At 62.8% G+C, this 16,688-nt stretch carries 13 protein-coding genes; 3 read left to right on the forward strand and 10 right to left on the reverse strand.

The window, feature by feature from the left end; translation table 11 throughout:
- Window positions 1–152 precede the first annotated feature (152 nt).
- On the reverse strand, window positions 153–1,034 hold the full coding sequence (locus TEF_08680; protein ANK83371.1) for a hypothetical protein: 882 nt from the start codon (window positions 1,032–1,034) through the stop codon (window positions 153–155).
- A 538-nt stretch (window positions 1,035–1,572) separates the two neighbouring features.
- Between TEF_08680 and TEF_08685 the strand changes: the two genes are divergently transcribed.
- Window positions 1,573–2,628: a hypothetical protein gene (locus tag TEF_08685; GenBank protein ANK80861.1), complete on the forward strand. Its 1,056-nt coding sequence runs from the start codon at window positions 1,573–1,575 to the stop codon at window positions 2,626–2,628.
- Window positions 2,629–2,739: 111 nt separating this feature from the next.
- Here TEF_08685 and TEF_08690 read toward each other — a convergent pair whose 3' ends face one another.
- From TEF_08690 to TEF_08705, 4 genes are read right to left on the reverse strand one after another with little or no spacing between them, the layout of a single operon-like run.
- The gene (locus TEF_08690) at window positions 2,740–3,246 is read right to left on the reverse strand and encodes a hypothetical protein (protein ID ANK80862.1); all 507 of its coding nucleotides are present in this window, start codon (window positions 3,244–3,246) and stop codon (window positions 2,740–2,742) included.
- A complete protein-coding gene (locus TEF_08695) occupies window positions 3,243–4,127 on the reverse strand; it encodes a hypothetical protein (GenBank protein ID ANK80863.1) in 885 nt (294 codons plus the stop codon). The genes TEF_08690 and TEF_08695 overlap by 4 nt, the downstream gene beginning before the upstream one ends.
- Window positions 4,124–6,460, reverse strand: coding sequence for a hypothetical protein (locus TEF_08700; protein ID ANK80864.1), 2,337 nt, complete (start codon window positions 6,458–6,460; stop codon window positions 4,124–4,126). The genes TEF_08695 and TEF_08700 overlap by 4 nt, the downstream gene beginning before the upstream one ends.
- Window positions 6,461–6,473: 13 nt before the next feature.
- Complete coding sequence (locus TEF_08705) at window positions 6,474–7,301, reverse strand: hypothetical protein (GenBank protein ID ANK80865.1); 828 nt, start codon at window positions 7,299–7,301, stop codon at window positions 6,474–6,476.
- 179 nt (window positions 7,302–7,480) lie between these two features.
- Between TEF_08705 and TEF_08710 the strand changes: the two genes are divergently transcribed.
- Entirely contained in the window at window positions 7,481–8,146 is a 666-nt protein-coding gene (locus TEF_08710; GenBank protein ANK80866.1) for a hypothetical protein, read from the forward strand.
- A gap of 77 nt (window positions 8,147–8,223) precedes the next feature.
- Here the strand turns inward: TEF_08710 and TEF_08715 are convergent, their stop codons facing one another.
- Window positions 8,224–10,341, reverse strand: coding sequence for a hypothetical protein (locus tag TEF_08715; GenBank protein ID ANK80867.1), 2,118 nt, complete (start codon window positions 10,339–10,341; stop codon window positions 8,224–8,226).
- Between the two features lie 365 nt (window positions 10,342–10,706).
- Between TEF_08715 and TEF_08720 the strand changes: the two genes are divergently transcribed.
- On the forward strand, window positions 10,707–11,093 hold the full coding sequence (locus TEF_08720) for a hypothetical protein (GenBank protein ANK80868.1): 387 nt from the start codon (window positions 10,707–10,709) through the stop codon (window positions 11,091–11,093).
- 15 nt (window positions 11,094–11,108) lie between these two features.
- On the opposite strand, the gene TEF_08725 is transcribed toward TEF_08720, so the two are convergent.
- From TEF_08725 to TEF_08740, 4 genes are read right to left on the reverse strand one after another with little or no spacing between them, the layout of a single operon-like run.
- On the reverse strand, window positions 11,109–11,498 hold the full coding sequence (locus TEF_08725) for a hypothetical protein (protein ANK80869.1): 390 nt from the start codon (window positions 11,496–11,498) through the stop codon (window positions 11,109–11,111).
- A 37-nt stretch (window positions 11,499–11,535) separates the two neighbouring features.
- Window positions 11,536–14,562, reverse strand: a complete 3,027-nt coding sequence (locus tag TEF_08730; GenBank protein ID ANK80870.1) for a hypothetical protein — start codon at window positions 14,560–14,562, stop codon at window positions 11,536–11,538.
- The gene (locus tag TEF_08735) at window positions 14,547–14,879 is read right to left on the reverse strand and encodes a hypothetical protein (GenBank protein ID ANK80871.1); all 333 of its coding nucleotides are present in this window, start codon (window positions 14,877–14,879) and stop codon (window positions 14,547–14,549) included. Before TEF_08735 ends, TEF_08730 begins: the two co-directional genes overlap by 16 nt.
- Entirely contained in the window at window positions 14,876–16,579 is a 1,704-nt protein-coding gene (locus TEF_08740) for a hypothetical protein (protein ID ANK80872.1), read from the reverse strand. The genes TEF_08735 and TEF_08740 overlap by 4 nt, the downstream gene beginning before the upstream one ends.
- Window positions 16,580–16,688: the final 109 nt, after the last annotated feature.

Consider the following 16,688-nt stretch of genomic DNA (forward strand, 5'->3'; position numbering starts at 1 on the left):
GAACGACCCCGGTGACGTTTTCAGACCTCATGCCCGAAAAGGGTACAGCTTCGGAGTTTCTGCAGGTGCCGTTCTTGTCCATCGGAGGGGCCGGGGAGAGCGCCTTGAGCCTTCGATCCGGGCCAGTTGGTCGCGGCGTTCTCCGGTTCTGATCAGGGCGGGCCGGCGCCCGGTGCGACCGGACTCGCGTCCTCGTCCCGGACCACCTGCCGGCGCCGCTCACGATAGGTGATGTAGAGCCCCGAAGCGACCACCACTGCCGAACCGATCCAGGTCCAACGGTCCGGAACCTCGGCAAAGATGAGGTAGCCGAACAGGCCGGCGATGACGAGCTGGACGTAGGTAATCGGCGCCACCACCGAGGCGAGGCTGTACTGGAAGGCCTTGATCACGAAGTACTGGCCGAAGCCGCCGAACACCCCGAGCAGGAAGTACAGGAGCCAGTGCAAGGCGGAGACGGGCCAGATGCCCGGTTCGACCAGGAAAAAGAGACCGGCGGCCACGGCGCCGACTAGCGCGGTGTAGGTGATCGTCGTTTCGGGCGTGTCGTCCGCAGCGATCTTGCGCGTCAGGATCTGGTAGACGGAGAACATGATCATGTTGGCGACAACCAGGAGCATCGCCCAGTGGAAGCCGGCGCCGCCGGGCTGGATGATGATCAGTGCCCCGGCGAAGCCGACCGCGACCGCGGCCCAGCGCCTGGGCCCGACCTTCTCGCTCAGAAAGGGTACGGAAAGCGCGGTGACCACGATCGGTGTCGTGAAGACGATTGCCATGGCCACCGCGAGTTCAAGGTAACGCAGCGCGTAGACGAAGAATGCCGTCGAGACGAACAGCAGCAGCGAGCGCACCAGCTGGATGCCCGGTCGTTGGCTTCGGAACAGGCCGGTGCCGTGCCACGGCAGGAAGACGACGATCATGACCAGGAGATGACCGGCATAGCGCGCCCACACGATCTGGCCGCTGGGGTAGAAGTCGTTGAGGTACTTGACGCCGGCATTCATGGCCGGCAGGACCAGGCTGGCCAGGAGCATGAATGCAATGCCCACGAGATTCTCGCGCGGCGTCGGATCGGCCCGAAAATGATGCCTCGGGCGGGCGGCGCCCCTGGATCGCGGCATGCTCATGACTCACGAGCCGTGAACGGCACGGAAAATTCGGCTGAATGGCCCATCGTCTCTGGCCTCCCCGCTCATCGATAACGCGCAAGAAGGCCGCCAGGCCATGCCGAATATGCAGAGGCACCGTACATCCGGTTGTCAGGCAGGCCTCGGCTGAAGGTCTGGCCGATGCAGTGTGCCCCAGGTTGGCTTTTCGGCCGGCTCTCAACGGCGCTTGAGTGATCGTCGAACCCGTTCGACGACAGAAGGGCAGGCTCGTTGCGCCCGAACTTCACCGTCGCTTGCGGGCCTTCGCTGTCCGGGTTGGCCTGGATCCGGGCCATGACCAGAACTTCCTTGCTCCGATCATCCCGGCTGGCTGGGTCCCGTCATAACGGGTTCACGGCCTGAGCGAATGTAATGAAGATCGGATCTTCTGCCCCATGCGGGCGCTGAGCTGGAGCCGGATGCAGTGCCGAATGTTCTGACGCTTGTGCCGCTGTCCGATACCGACCGGCAACGGATCGAGGCCGTCGATCCGTCGGTCCGACTTATTGACGCCGGCGGCTGGTTCGATGGCGAGTACCGCGAGACCTGGCCCCGATACGCGGTCGACCTCTATGTCGCGCCCGACAGTGCCGGCAAGGCCTCCCGCTCCGAACGCGATGCCCTGCTTGCCGAGGCCGGGATCGTTCTCGGCGGCTGGCCATTCCCGCTCGATCTGCGTGCCCGGGCGCCGGGGCTCCGTTGGTTCCACCAGCGCCCGGCCGGGGCAAGCAACCTCCGGCTCGGCGATCTGTGGGGCAGTGACGTCGTCGTCACGACTTCCCGCGGCCTGGCCAACGCGCTGCCGGCCGCGGAGTATGTCGTCGGCGGCATCCTGCACTTCGCCAGGGCCTTCGATCGGGCTGCGGCGGACCAGGCCAGCCGCCACGTCGACCGGCACGCCTATCGACCATGGCTGTTGGCGGGCAAGACCGTCTGCATCGTCGGCGCAGGCGGCATCGGCGCCGAAGCCGGCCGGCTGTGCGCCGCGCTCGGCATGCGCGTCGTGGGCACGCGGCGCCGGCCGCCCGAAGGTGCCGATGACCGGCCGGAGGGTTTTGCCGAGATTGGCGGCCCGGGGGACCTCCACAGACTGCTGGAACAAAGCGATGTCGTCGCGATCTGCTGCCAGTGGACGCCCGAGACCACCCGCCTGATCGATGCGGCGGCGCTGGCGGCGATGAAGCAAGGCGGGATCGTGATCAACGTCGCCCGAGGCGAAATCGTCGACGAGGACGCGCTGGTTGACGCGCTCGATTCAGGGCATATCGGCGGAGCCGTGCTCGACGTCTATGCGGGCGAGTTCGAGCATCCCCCGCCCGAACGGCTCTGGGGCCATCCGCGCATCCTTCTGACGCCGCATATCTCGACCGGCAGTGATGTGAACCGCCACCGGTCGATCGATCTCTTCTGCGAGAACCTTCGCGCATGGCTCGCGGGGCGCCCGCTTGCGAACGTCGTCGACTGGGGACGGGGCTATTGATCCGGCATGCGACATGGTCGCCGAGGCAGGACGAGCCGATCATCAACGGTCGCGAGACCACCAAACTCTGAAGAGCGCCAACCTACAATCGCGGGCTCAAAGGGGAGCAGGTCAGTCAGTGCGCCATGTGGAGGTCTCGCCTCGGAGTTCCACCGCCGCCGCCAGCACGGCGTCGACAATGAACTGGTAGCCTGTGCAACGGCAAATGTTCCCGCTTAGCCAGTCCCGAACCTGAGCCTCGGTCGGATCGGGGTTCTCATCCAGCAGCGCTACCGCCGTGACCAGGAAACCGGGCGTGCAGAACCCGCACTGCAGGGCATGGTGCCGTTTGAAGGCTGCCTGGACGGGGTGGAGCCGGTCGCCGTCCGCGAGTCCCTCTACTGTTTCGATCTTGCCGCCGTCCGCCTGACAGGCGAGAGCCAGGCAGGACCGGGTCAGCGCACCGTCGAGTTTGACCGTACAGGCGCCGCATGCGCCGTGCTCGCATCCGAGATGCGTGCCGGTGAGACCCAGTTCGTCCCGCAGGAAATCAGCGAGCGTCCGCCGGACGTCGGTCTCCCGCCTGTGGATTTCGCCGTTGACCTCGATTGTGACGGGGCGGCGCTTCGACGGTTTCATCTGACGTTCGCCTCCTTCTCGGCACGGGTCGCTGCGGTCGAAAGCACCTGTTCCACCAGATGGCCGGCGAGGGCCCGACGATAATCGGCGCTGGCATGGATGTCGGATCCAGGCTCGAGACGGGTCATGACCTCTGCGGCGAAATCGCCGAAGGATGCATCGGTCATCCGTTGCCCGATAATGGCCGTGTCGGTGAGCGCAAACCGTTCCGGTCGACCTGATGCGCCGCCAACCGCGACGCTCGCCGATGCGATCGAACCGTCGTCGGACAGGCGGACCATGCCAGCGACGCCCACGAGCGCGAAATCGCCGTGCCGCCTCGAAATCTCGTTGAATGCGTAGCCGGTCCGCGGCGCGGCCGCCGACATTCGGACGGCGGTCACCATCTCCTCCGGCTCCAGTCCCGTGACCAGCGCATCGTAGAAGAATTCGTCCGCGCTGAGGCTGCGCGTGGCCCTGCCGGAGGTCAGCACGAACTCGCATTCGAGCAATGTCGCGCAGATCGGCAGCTCCGCTGCGGGGTCGGCATGGCACATCGAGCCGATGACAGTGCCACGGCTGCGGGTTGCGACATGGCCTATCATGGCGCTTGCCTCGGCCAGCAGAGGCAGGTGACGACGCACCTCGGGATCCGTCTCCAGCCTGCGTTGCCGCACCATGGGGGCGAACGTCACGGTGCCGTCCTCGGTGCTGATCGTTCCGAACTCGCGGACACGCGCAATGTCGATGACAACTTCCGGGGCCGCCATGCGAAGGTTGAGGAGCGGCATCAGGCTCTGACCGCCGGCGATGATTTTCGCCACGTCGCCATACTCTGCGAGAAGCTCGAGACAGCCCTCCAGAGTGTCGGGTGCGGCAAAAGCGAATGCGGGCGGTTTCATATGGCGCCCCCGGTTGCGTGGGAACGCTCCCGAAGGAGGAGGAAGAGGTCGCTTTCGCTGAACGGCACTGAGGTAAGACGGATGCCGAAGGGCTCGAGCGCGTTCTCGACCGCGGCCGAGATCACCGCCGGCACAGGGATGGTGCCGCCCTGGCCGGCGCCCTTCATCCCAAGGGGGTTGAGGGGACTGGGCGTCGCGAGATGGTCGATCTCCACACGCGGAACGTCCATCGACGTTGCCATGAGATAGTCCATGAAGGTGCCGGTCAGGATCTGGCCCTCATCGTCGTAGACCACCTTTTCGAAGAAGGTGTTGCCGATACCGAGTGAGACGCCGCCGATCACCTGGCCGTCGACGATCAGCGGATTGGCGAGATTGCCGAAGTCCTCGACAGCGATGTAGCGCAGGATTTCAACCTTGCAGGTTGCGGGATTCACCTCGACCAGTGCGACGTGACAACCGGTTGCGAAGGTGTTGGTGGGCGGGCTGAAACTTGCGGTCGTGCTCATCCCGGGCCCGAAATCGGGCAGTGGCAAGGGTGTTCCGGATTCGCCAAGCGACGTCTTGACGATCCGGTCGAGCCCGACCCTGCGGCTGGGGTCGGACCTCAGCTGCACGTGGCCGTCAACCAGTTCCAACTCTTCGGGCCGGGCCTGCAACAGTACGGCGCCAATGCCGCAGGCCCGCTCGCTAAGTTGCTTCGCGGCTGCATTCACCGCATTGCCGGTGACGACGCCGGCACGGCTCGCGAACGTCCCGATGCTGTATTCGACAAGGTCCGTATTGCCGGTCAGCACCTTGACCTTCTCGAAGGGAACGCCGAGTTCGTCCGCTGCGATCTGCGCGAACGACGTCTTCTGCCCCTGGCCCTGGCTCGGTGTTCCCATCCGCACGGTGACGCCACCGTCGGCTTCGATCGTCATGCCGACCTCTTCGAAGGGGCCGAGCCCGGTGTCCTCGACGCAGCAGGCAATGCCGATGCCGCGATAGCGGCCCGCATCCCGGTGCGCGCGGCACTCTTCGCGAACGGTCTCGTAGTCGAGCATCTCGAGCGCACGTTCCATCAGCGCCGGCACATTGCCGCTGTCATATGTTCGCCGCGTGCCATCGCGGGAGATGAAGCCGACGTCGTAGGGGTATTCTTCCGGACGGATCAGGTTGCGGCGTCGAAGGTCCGCCGGATCGATGCCGAGCTCCCGGCCCGCCTTGTCGAGCAGGCGCTCCGTCACGTAGCAGGCCTGGGGCCGGCCGGCGCCGCGGACCGGTGCCACAGGCACGGTGTTCGTATAGACGACGCTGCACTCGACCGCATAGTTCGGGACGCGGTAGGGCCCGGGGATGTTGACCGCGGTCAGCAGCGGGACGACCGGTCCCCAGGGGGTGTAGGCGCCTGTGTCGTGAAGGAAGCGGCCCCGGATTCCCAGGATCACGCCCTCCTTCGTGGTGGCCAGTTCCAGATCGTGAAGCTGCGTGCGCTCGTGATAGGACGCCGTCAGGTGCTCACGCCGGTCCTCGATCCATTTCACGGGCCTGTTCAGCTGTCTGGCGAGTACAGGGATCAGCAGGTCTTCGGTGTAGGTCAGCCCCTTGTAGCCAAAACCGCCGCCGACATCGGGGTTGAGGACCTGGACCTGTCGCTCGGGCAGCCCGAGGGCCGCTGCAATCGCGGTGCGATGAACGTAAGGCACCTGGGAGACATTCCAGACGACAAGCCGGTCCTCGAACGCGTTCCAGTAGGCGACGATACCGCGGGTCTCCATGGCCTGACCCGCGCCGCGCTGGATCTGCAGACGCTCGCTGACGATGCAGGCTGCGCCTGCGAAGGCCTTGTCGACATCTCCGGTCTCGACCTTGATCGCGGCAGCGAGGTTTGAGGACATGTCCTCGTGGACGCGTCCCGATGGGACCGTGAGGGCCGACTCGAGGTCAATCACGGCCGGCATGGCGTCATAGTCGACAAGCACGAGTTCGGCCGCATCCTCGGCCACATAGCGGTCCTCTGCGACGACCGCGGCGACCGGTTCCCCGACATAGCGCACGACACCGTCGGCAAGCACCGCGGGGCCACGCGGATGGGTCAGCGCCGGGTTGGGATGACAATCCGGCAGCACGCGCGCCGCGGGCGGCAAGTCGGCCGCGGTGACTATCGTGACGACGCCTTCAACCGCCCGCGCCGCCGAAGCGTCAACCTGGATCCGGGCGTGCGCGGTCTGGCTGCGGACGATGACGACGTGCACCATGCCGGGGAAACGGATGTCGTCGATATAGCAGCCTTCACCGCGGATCAGCCTGTCATCCTCGGAGCGGACCTGCCGCTTGCCGAACTCGCCCATCGCCCGTACTCCGCTACTGCTTCGAGACGAAATCAAGGACGATACGCGTGGCTTCCTCAGGCTTTTCGACGAAGGGAATGTGACCACCGTCCTGCATCACCACCAGTTCCGCGCCCGGCGTGTTCTCCGCGATGATCTCGCTGAGCCTGAGGGGGATCAGGTGATCATTGGCAGAGCCGACGACGAGGGTCGGGCTCGTTATCCCGCCAAGACGGTCCGTGAACTTCGGTTCGCCGGCCTGCTCGGGCAGTTCGCGACCCCAGGCGAGAACAGAGCGGACAAACTCGAGATACCGCTCAGGGCTGTTCTGGCGAATGATTTTCTGGTTCGCCAGCATCTGCTGATAGCCCGCGTCGCTGTTGATGAACTCCCGGGACAGCGTCCAGAGAGCCATGTAGTCGGCGACTTCAGCGCTGAAGCCGAGCTTCTCGATCAGCCGCTTGCGCAGATCGAAATTCAATACCGCAGCGCGGTCCAGCTCGCTGAAGGCGCCGACGACGACGAGACTGCGAACTAGCTCCGGAGCCTGTTCGGCAAGCGCAAGCGCCATGGCGCCGCCGAGCGAGGTGCCGAGTACATGCACGGGACCGACATCCAGCTTCGGTATCAGCTCCGCAAAATCGGTGGCCCATTCCTCGACCGTATAGGGGCGGTCTCCTGCGCCGGACTGACCAATGCCCCGCGGATCCACGGCGTGGACGGCCATGCTCTTCGCCAGGAGCGGCGTCGCGAGCCGGTAATACTGATGATCGAGACCGAGGCCGGGGATCAGGAGGATCGGCGCGCCATTTCCCTCCTGGTGGACGAAGATGTCGACGCCTCGCACCTGGAACTGCGGCATTGTTTTCTCCCCTTGCTCTTGCCGAACTCTGACGCTCCGGACCGGTATATGTCAACAGACCGTATTATGGGTTTTATGCTGGCACTCGCATTTTTTTGGTGCCTATGCGAACCATATGCTTGGACATTAAGGTAGAAAATTGTATGACAATATGATTAATCCAACCAAGGAGAATTTGGTTGAGCGACAGTCCGTTGATGAAGGTGGCAGCGATCGCCGCACCGGTTCGCCATCAGGTGGCCGAAGCGTTTCGGACGGCCATCGCCACAGGCCGCTTCGCCCCGGGCGAACGACTGGTCGAACGGGAGCTATGCGAGCTTACGGGCGCTAGCCGGACTTCCGTTCGCGAGGCGCTCCGGCAACTCGAAAGCGAGGGTCTGATCGAGATGGTGGCGCACCGCGGGCCGATCGTCGCGAAAATCACGGCTGCCCAGGCGCGGGAAATCTACGAGGTTCGCGAAGCGCTGGAATCCTATCTCGGGGCGCTGTTCGTGAAGAAGGCGTCAGCCGTCCAGGTGGGTCAACTCCGCCGGGCGGTCGCCAGGGTCGAGAAGGCCTATGCGAGCAGGGATCTCAAGCGCATTCTGGAGGCCAAGGATCTATTCTATGGCATCCTGTTCAAGGGGGCCGCAAACGACATGATGGCTTCGGTCCTGCGAACGATGAACGCGCGCATCAGTCTGCTTCGCCGACTGTCTCTGGATAGTGGCAGCCGCTCCGAACATAGCCTCAACGAGCTGAAGAGCATTCTCGCTGGCATTGAGAACCGCGATGAGGAATCTACGATCGAGGCCTGCCGGACACATGTCCGTAATGCTTCCAAGGCTGCTTTGGAGCGACTTTGACGCAGAAAAATAATGGGCTGATGCAAATCCTCATAGACCGCAGTGAGCTATGCCCCGAAAATCGGACACCGCCGATGTCATGCACCTTGGTCCAGTGTCGCCCTGACCATCCGCGCCAGATCTTCACGCTGAAAGGGCTTTTGCAGTAGTCGCCCATTCGGCTCCAGCCACCCTTCATTCAACATGGAGGTCTCCGTATAGCCGGAGGTGAAAAGCACGGGCAGCTGGGGGCGGATCTGATGGGCAGCCTCCGCCAACTGGCGCCCGCTCATGCCGCCCGACATGACAATGTCGGTGAAGAGAAGTTCGATATCCTCGTTCTGCTCGAGTATCTCCAGCGCCTCCTGCCCGTTTGCAGCCTCCATGACCCGATATCCCAGCAGCGAGAGTTGCAACACCACGAAATCCCGGACCATCGTGTCGTCCTCGGCCAGCAGAACGAGTTCGCCTTGGCCTTGCAAGGCAGGAGCAGCCGGCGACTGCTCCCGGGGCCGGGTGGCCGCATCGGCACGCGGTAGGTAAAGCTGGATCGTCGTACCCTTGCCGACTTCGGAATCGACGTCGAGATGACCACCAGTCTGCCTGATGAATCCGAAGACCATGCTGAGTCCGAGACCGGTGCCGCGGTCGGATTCCTTGGTGGTGAAGAATGGCTCGAACGCGCGGCGCATCACCTCGTCGGGCATGCCGGTTCCGGTGTCCGAAACCGCGATGCGGACATATGGACCTGGCGCGAGGTCGGCATGCCACTGCACTGAATCCGCATCCAGCTCCGTGTTGGACACGTCGATCCGCAGCCGGCCACCCTCCGGCATCGCGTCCCGCGCATTCAGGCAGAGATTGAGGATCGCGTTCTGGAGCTGACTGGCGTCCACGTAGGCATCATCGATGCCGCGCTCATGGGAGATTGTAATGTCGATGTGCTCGCCCAGGGTCCGCTCCAGGAGTAGCCGCATTCCCTCGATCAGTGCCGCAACATCCGTTGCTGCGGGCGCCAGCATCTGGCGCCGGGAATAGGCGAGCAGATTATGCGTGAGCTCGGCGCCGAGCTTCGCCGCCTTCAGAATTGTGTCTACCAAGGACCTCAAGTCTTCATCGCGCCCGTCCAGCCGCTGCTCGAGTAGCCCGGCGTTCCCAATCACGACGGTCAGTAGATTGTTGAAGTCATGCGCCACACCGCCCGTGAGCTGCCCGATGGCTTCGAACTTCTGCGCCTGGCGCAACTGGCGTTCGGTTTCGCGCTGCTCGGACACGTCTGCGAGAATGGAACAGACTGCGGGCGACCCTCCCCAGTCGAAAACGGTGACCCGATTCTCGAGTTCGATGATGGAACCGTCCCGTCGTTGTCCTTTGAGGTCGTAGGCTTCTGGCGGGTCCTCGCCCAACATGCGTTGGCGGTTGAACTGCGCAATACGGTCCCGCTCCTCCTTCGGAAAAAGGACCAGGCAGTCGGGCAGCTCAAGAATCTCGTCGACGCTGGAATAGCCGAAGGTTCTTGCCAAGGCTTCATTTCCAAGAATCGGGGCGAAGTCCCGGTGAACCAGGATGCCGACGGGGGCCGAGGCAATCACCTTTTCGAAACGCGAATGCAGCTCCTCGATACGCTGCTCTGCCTGCCGATGCTCCGTGATATCGCGCGCGACGCCGACCACGCGATAAACTTCTCCGTCTTCATTGCGGACGGGAAATCCGCGATCCTCGATCCAGCGGATCGTGCCATCCGGCTTCGTTATGCGGTACTCGGCCACATTGTTCTTTTGTTGGCGTTCCCGGATCTTTCTACGGGTGTACGCACGATCATCGGGATGGACGGTTTCCATCCATGATCCGGGATTGCCGTACATCGCGTCGCTGGAGCGGCCCCAGATCATTTCATACGCCGGTGAGACGTAATGGATTCCACGATCGCGCGGGTCGCCGATCCACAGGACCTCGCCCACATTGTCGGCAATCAGCTCGAAACGTTTCCGAGTTTCCTCGAGGGCGGCGTTGACGGAAATGACTTCGGCCATGCCGCGACGAATGAAGAATCGGGAGATCAGGCCCAGGCCAAGCGCCGTGATCAGGACGAAACCCATTCCCTTGATGCTCTGGACCCCCGGCAGCCAGTCGCTGCTGAATTCATTTTCGACGAGCCAATCCGAACCAAGAATGTAGAGGAACCCTGCGGCCGCGTAGACCGCGGCGACACGCATCGCTGTCCCGCCTGCCGCGCCAAATCTCAATTTCCCGGCAGGGCCGTGATTCTCGTTGGTGCTAATCGGGAGGTCTCCATGATCGGATCAGGCTGCCTCCAACCAAGCAGTGTGGAACGTCTCACGGTAGGGCGAGGCCAATACCCAAAGAACAACTGGAGCGATAGTCTACCATCTGGGCATCCTCAGGATAAGCCCAGCATGAACCGTCCCGGGTTTGTCGGAGGCTCTGATGCTCGAATGGCCATTGGCTTGGCGAGCGCGCGCACCACATCACGCGCTAGAGAGTTGTTTAGGTGTGTTCGGCAATGGTGTGCCGCGAGCGTGTCTCCGCAGATCATTCAAGGGCAGGAATCAGCATAATCATGAAGATACTTGTCGTCGACGACGACCGCCTGATCCGGGACATGTTCACCAACAGCCTGGAAACTCAGGGCCATGAAGTGACCGTGGCCACCGACGGAGACGATGCGCTGCGCTTGCTCGGAGAGATGAAGCCGGATGTCGTGCTTTGCGACATCATCATGCCGAATCGTGAAGGTATCGAAACGATAGCCGAGATTTCACGTACCGAGCCGGGTCTCCCGGTCATCGCCATCACCGGCGGCGGCAAGCTCGGCCCGGCTCCACTGCTTGAGGCGGCGAGAAGGGCCGGCGCTTCCGCGGCCCTCAAGAAGCCTTTTGGAACGAAGGTTCTTCTCAACACGATCCATCAGGTCATGTCCGGAAAGGAAGCAGGCCCGGGCGAATGACCGCGCCGGACCCGGTCAGCATGACTCCCCGCCGCGCCGCTCGGCCAATATCCGACCGATCAGGGTGACGAGCACGCTCGGGGGAAACGGCTTCTTCAAGGTCGCGGCCGCCCCGAACTTCCGGGCCACGTCCAGCAGCGAGAGCGCATCGAGCCTTCCGCCTCCGGAAATCGCAATGATCGGCAGGGTCGGATAGGCCTTCCGCACCGCCATGATGGTTTCCACCCCTTCCTGCGTCGGCATGATCAGATCGGTGACCACCAGATCCGGTAGCGCGCGCGAGAGTTCCTGCATGGCCTGTCTTCCGTTCTCAGCGCTCGCAACAGCGTAGCCCGCTCCCTCGAGCGCTTCCCTCAGGGTGCCCAGGACCAGCGGATCGTCATCGACAAGAAGAATTCGTTTCATTCGTGGCTGCCTTCGTCGCGGTGCCGAACCATGGACATCAGTCCGAGAGCACCGTCTTCAGCATTGCGACAAGCTGGCCGCGGCTGAAGGGCTTGCGCAGCAGCGGAATCGAAGGGTCGTGCTCATGAAGCCGTTCGATCATGCTCGGATCGGTGTAGCCGGACATGAGTATGATGCCGCAATTCGGCCGTTCGCGGCGTATTTCCCTAGCGAGCCCATAGCCCGACATGCTGCCGGGCATGATCACGTCACTCAAGAGGATATCCAGCGCTGGCAATTCCTTCAGAAGATCCAGGGCCTCGACTGCACTTGACGCTTCATGAACTGTCAGACCGATGTCTTCGAGCAGCAGCCGCAGATAGTTGCGGACCCGGTCTTCATCCTCGACAACCAGGATCGTCCCTTCGAACTGATCTTCGAGATCCGCGGCGCCACCGTTGTTTCCGTCCGCTTCCGAACCGGTTGCGACAGGAAGTTCGATCATGACTCGTGTACCCTGGCCCGGCTTCGATTCCAGATGGGCCCTTCCGCCCGACTGGATCGCGAAGCCATGCACCATGCTCAAACCCAGACCAGTGCCCTGACCCACCGGTTTGGTCGTGAAGAACGGCTCGAAGGCCTTCTCGGCTGCACTGACGGACATGCCTTCGCCGTTATCGGATACCGAAAGGCGGACGAAGGCGACAGGGTCGGCGCGATTGTCCAGGTCCTCGCAGCGGAGGATGATCGTGCCGCCATTGGGCAGCGCATCCCGGGCGTTCAGTACAAGGTTCATGAGCGCGGTATGCAGTTGCGCTTCATCGGCCAGAATCTGATGGCAGAAATCCGGTGTTTCCACCTTGAGTTCGATATCCTCCCGGAGCGTTCGTTCGAGAAGCCGGGCGACATCCAGGAGTACCTTTTGAGGCTCGACCGCCTGAGGCGAGAGCAATTGCCGCCGGGAGAAGGAGAGGAGCCCGTCCGTCAGCGCGGCGCCGCGACCAGAAGCTTCGCGGATCGCAGCCAGCATGCGGCCTTCCTTTGTCTCGGATCCGATCCGGTCCGAGAGCATTTCCGCGTTGCCGGCAACCACCATCAGTAGATTGTTGAAATCGTGAGCGATACCGCCCGTGAGCTGCCCCAAGGCCTCCATCCTGCTGGCTTCACGCAGCTGCTTCTCCAGTTCCCGGCGGGATGTGATGTCCAGGTGGCTCACCAGCGCGCCGCTATGCCCGTCCAGGTTGACCGGCGATACCGTGGCGAAGAACCAGCGCATCTCCTTTTCGTCCCCACAGGGATACTCCATCTGGAACCGGTCGGTCTGACCCGACATCACGTCCAGAATGCCTTCCTGCATCTGCCGCGCCTCGACGACGCCTTCGGCCGCGGCCCGGGTGCATATGTCGATGTAATTCGCCCCGACACCACCTTCCGGCATCTGGAGGTCCCGGGCGTCGCCCTCCGAAATCCATGACCTGTTGACGAACAGGATGTCGCCGCGATGGTCGAGAACAGCGAGCATGCTGGGTACGCTGTCGAGAACCGCGCTGCGCAGATTGGACTGGATGCGACGCTCGTAGTAGCTGGCGATCAGGTGGCCGATAGCCTCGACGAACATCCTGTCGTCATCGGAGAAGGCCGCTGGGCGCGTGCTGTAGACTGAAAGTGCACCGGAAAAGCCGCCCGACGCGGTCAGCATGGGTACTGCAACTCCCGACCGTGCGCCCAATTCGACCAGACGGTGGTGCGGTCGGAATCTTTTTTCGGTCCCGTAATCGTCGCTGATGATGGTATCGCGCGAATGGAGAGCGAAGCCCAAATGCGAGTCCGTCCCTCCAACAAAGACGTATTCCTCGCGCGCATGCTCAGGCCAGCCATCCCGCGCTACGATCATCATCTGGGATCCCGAACTGACCTGGCGCGCGATGCTCGCGAAATCGCAGTCAGTTCCCTTTCGCAACGCTCGGGCGGCCCGGTCGAGGAAGTCCTGCGAATCTTCCGCTTCGGCCGAATACTGGCTGAGTCCGGCCATAATCTGCTGCTTGACTGCTCGATCCCGGGCGCGGTTCCGGGCTCTTTCGGCGGACCGCCGCAACGCTGCTTCCCGGTCATGGCTGCGAATCGTGAACCACGCGGCGGCGGCGGCAAGGAGAACCAGCAAAATTGCCGAACCAATATGACCGATCAGGTTCTCTCGCCACGGTGCAAGAGTTTTGTCGCGATCGATGGCGATCGCCGTCACAAGTTTGTGCTCCGGGATTACATGATAGCCAACGATACGTATCTCACCGTCGCTCTGAGGCGGCGAAGTGTATGCACCTGTGGACGCCGAGGGGATGTGTTCCGTGAACAGCGGCCGGCCAGCCAGGGAACCTCCTACAATATCGGTCGAAGGCGAGCGGGCGAGAACGATCCCGTCAGTACGTGCGAGAAGCATGACGGAGCCGGAACCAATCTCCAGGGCCGAGTGCGTTCCGGTCAGGGCAGACGGCTTCAGCGTCACGACCGCAGCATAGGCCACCTGTCCGGATCGATTGCGGAACGCCCGGACCACGGGTATCACAAGGTTGGCGGACGATCCCGTGGTCACTGGCGCTTCGATATATTTTCCGAGGTCATTTCCTTCGATCAGCGTCTTGATGCGGCGGGGATCGAAGAAGAGCACCTCTCCCGATGAAGCGCGGCGTCCGGAGGCGACGACGATTTCATCGCGATCAAGGACCACCACGTTCTGGAATTCTGGGGAACGGGAACGGAAGGCGCGCAGCAGGCGTCCGATGTGCGCCCGGCCCCCAGCATCCAGAGTGTCTGTCTCGTTCAGATGATCTTCCAGAGAAAAGAAGAGAAGATTGATACTGTCGAAAACCTGCTTGTGGGTGCTGGCCAGATTGACGACGAGGTTTTCTACTTGGCGTTCGGCGTCTTCGGTAAGACGCGTGTGGTCCCGGTACACGTCCAATGCCGTCTCACCCACCACGAGGACGGCGACCAGAAACGAGACAATCAGGACGCGAAGGCGGAACCGGCTTTCGCGCACAGGGGGGGAGGAGTCGCTGCCGGGCGCTTCCGTCACCGTGTCCGCCACCTATCCAGCAAGCGACGAATGTGCTCGATATCATCCAGAGTGCCGACGACGCGCAGGCTTGACCCACCGGTTCCAATCACGAGCATCGGGGTCGCCATCACGCCATCGGCGTATGCGCTCTGCGGATTTTCGAGCACATCCACGAACTGGAGGAGGTCGAGGTCGACGCCAGTTGCTTCGAGGGCGGCCTCGAGATTTCTTCGCGCCCTCAATGTCGTCGAGCTGCCTTCGATCCCGTAGAGGAGAAGCTGCCGGGGACGCTCGGCTTGACCGTCGCCGCCAATGTCCGGACGCTGAGTTGACGCCTCGATGCTCATCGACTTTCGGACTCCGGGTCTGAGCGTCGCGAAACGCTGATGCGCCGTCGACGCTCCGACCGCATCCGTTGACGCTCATCCTCCGCTTCTTCCAGTTCTCCGATCGTCTGGTCGCGGAGCTCGACCTGACCCTTCAGGCGATCTAGCTCGGCAGCCATCGCCTTCCGTTCTTCCAGAAGGGTCTTGCGGCGCCGGTCGAAATCGCGTTCTGCAATCCGCTCGTCGCGCTCCATCTCGAACTCGCGTTCCTTGCGCGCCGTTCCCATCAGGACCTCGCCGCCCAGTGCATAGACATCCACCAGATCGATCCCCTGGTCGGAGATGACAAGCTCACGGACCTGATGGGAATGCGAGGTGCCCCGGGATTTGACGATCGAGATGGCGCGGTTCCGCTCGCCGGCGTTGACCGCAAATGTCAGGTGAAGCCAGGTATCGGCAATGGTCGAGACATTCGACGCCGTATCGATATAGCTGCCCGGCTGCGCCTCCTTTTCGGTAAGCGAGGTCATCAGCAGCGTGATGCCCTCTCTCTTTGCATGGTCCATCAAGCGCTGGCCGGGCGTGATGGCGTGAACCTGCCCCGGCGCCTTGTGGATCGCGGACAGCGGATCGATCACCATGCAATCAGGTCGGAGCCGATCCATCTCCGCCATGATGTTGACGATGTGATCCTCGATACCCGCCGCTCCCGATCGTAGCGACAGGAAGCGGAGCAATCCTCCATCGACCTGCGATTGAAGCTCGAGCCCGATGGATGCGGCGTTTCGCACGATCTGTTCGCCGGCCTCGTCGAATGAGACCAGAAGCGATTTGCCGCCTCTGCGGCAGGTGGCTTCCAGAAAGCTTACGGCAAGCGATGTCTTGGCCGTCCCGGGCACGCCGCTTACCAGGATGGCGGATCCCCTGAGATAGCCGCCGCCCAGAAACTGGTCGAGACGCGCCACGCCACTGCTGACGCGTTCGGTCGAAACCTTGTGGCGGACTTCTGCGGAACCGGGATCGGCGATCGTGATGCCCCGGGGTCCGATGATGAACGGCAGAAGACTTGAGCTGCTGGTACTGCCCCGAAGTTTGGTCACGCAGATCGTTCGGACCGCCACCTGATCGACATGCCGCCGGCGCAGTTCGATACAGGCATCCGAGAAATAGTTCAGAAACGAACTTCTGGACGACGGCGAGGCGCCCGAGGCGTCAATCTTTCCGGTGAGCACACAGGTCATCCCGCGTTCGCGAACCCATTGCTTCAACCGGTAAAGCTCACGTCTGGCGGCCTGTTCATCACCCAGGAGATCGAGCAGAACGTCGATCGAGTCGAAGGCCACCCGCGTTGCGCCCATGGCGTCTGCCCTGGCGCCGAGCGCCGCCAGCAGACCCTGAAGGTCGAAACGGCCTTCGATTGCGACATCGGGCCCAAGCCCGCCTTCGATGATGTCGAACCGGCCATCCGCCCGAAGTGCTGCAATATCCCAGTCGAGAGCTGCGGCGTCCGCTGCAATTTCCTCGGCCGTTTCCTCGAAACAGACCAGAATCCCCGGCTCGTCATCACGCTCGGCGCCATGAAGCAGGAATTGCAATGACAGGATGGTCTTGCCCGAACCCGGCTCGCCATCGATCAAGGTGATGCGGCCGCGAGGGAACCCGCCTCCTGCCATGTCATCCAGAATTGTCGAGCCCGTCGACGCCTTGTTGGCCATTTGCATTCGTCCCGGGAAAATTCGTGAAGGGTCCCGTTGGAGCGCTACTCCTCTTGGCGCGGGATTGGATAGGTTAGTCACCTTGGCAATCTGGTTCAAGGGACCGACATTTGGG

Source organism: Rhizobiales bacterium NRL2 (assembly GCA_001664005.1).
Lineage (GTDB): Bacteria > Pseudomonadota > Alphaproteobacteria > Minwuiales > Minwuiaceae > Minwuia.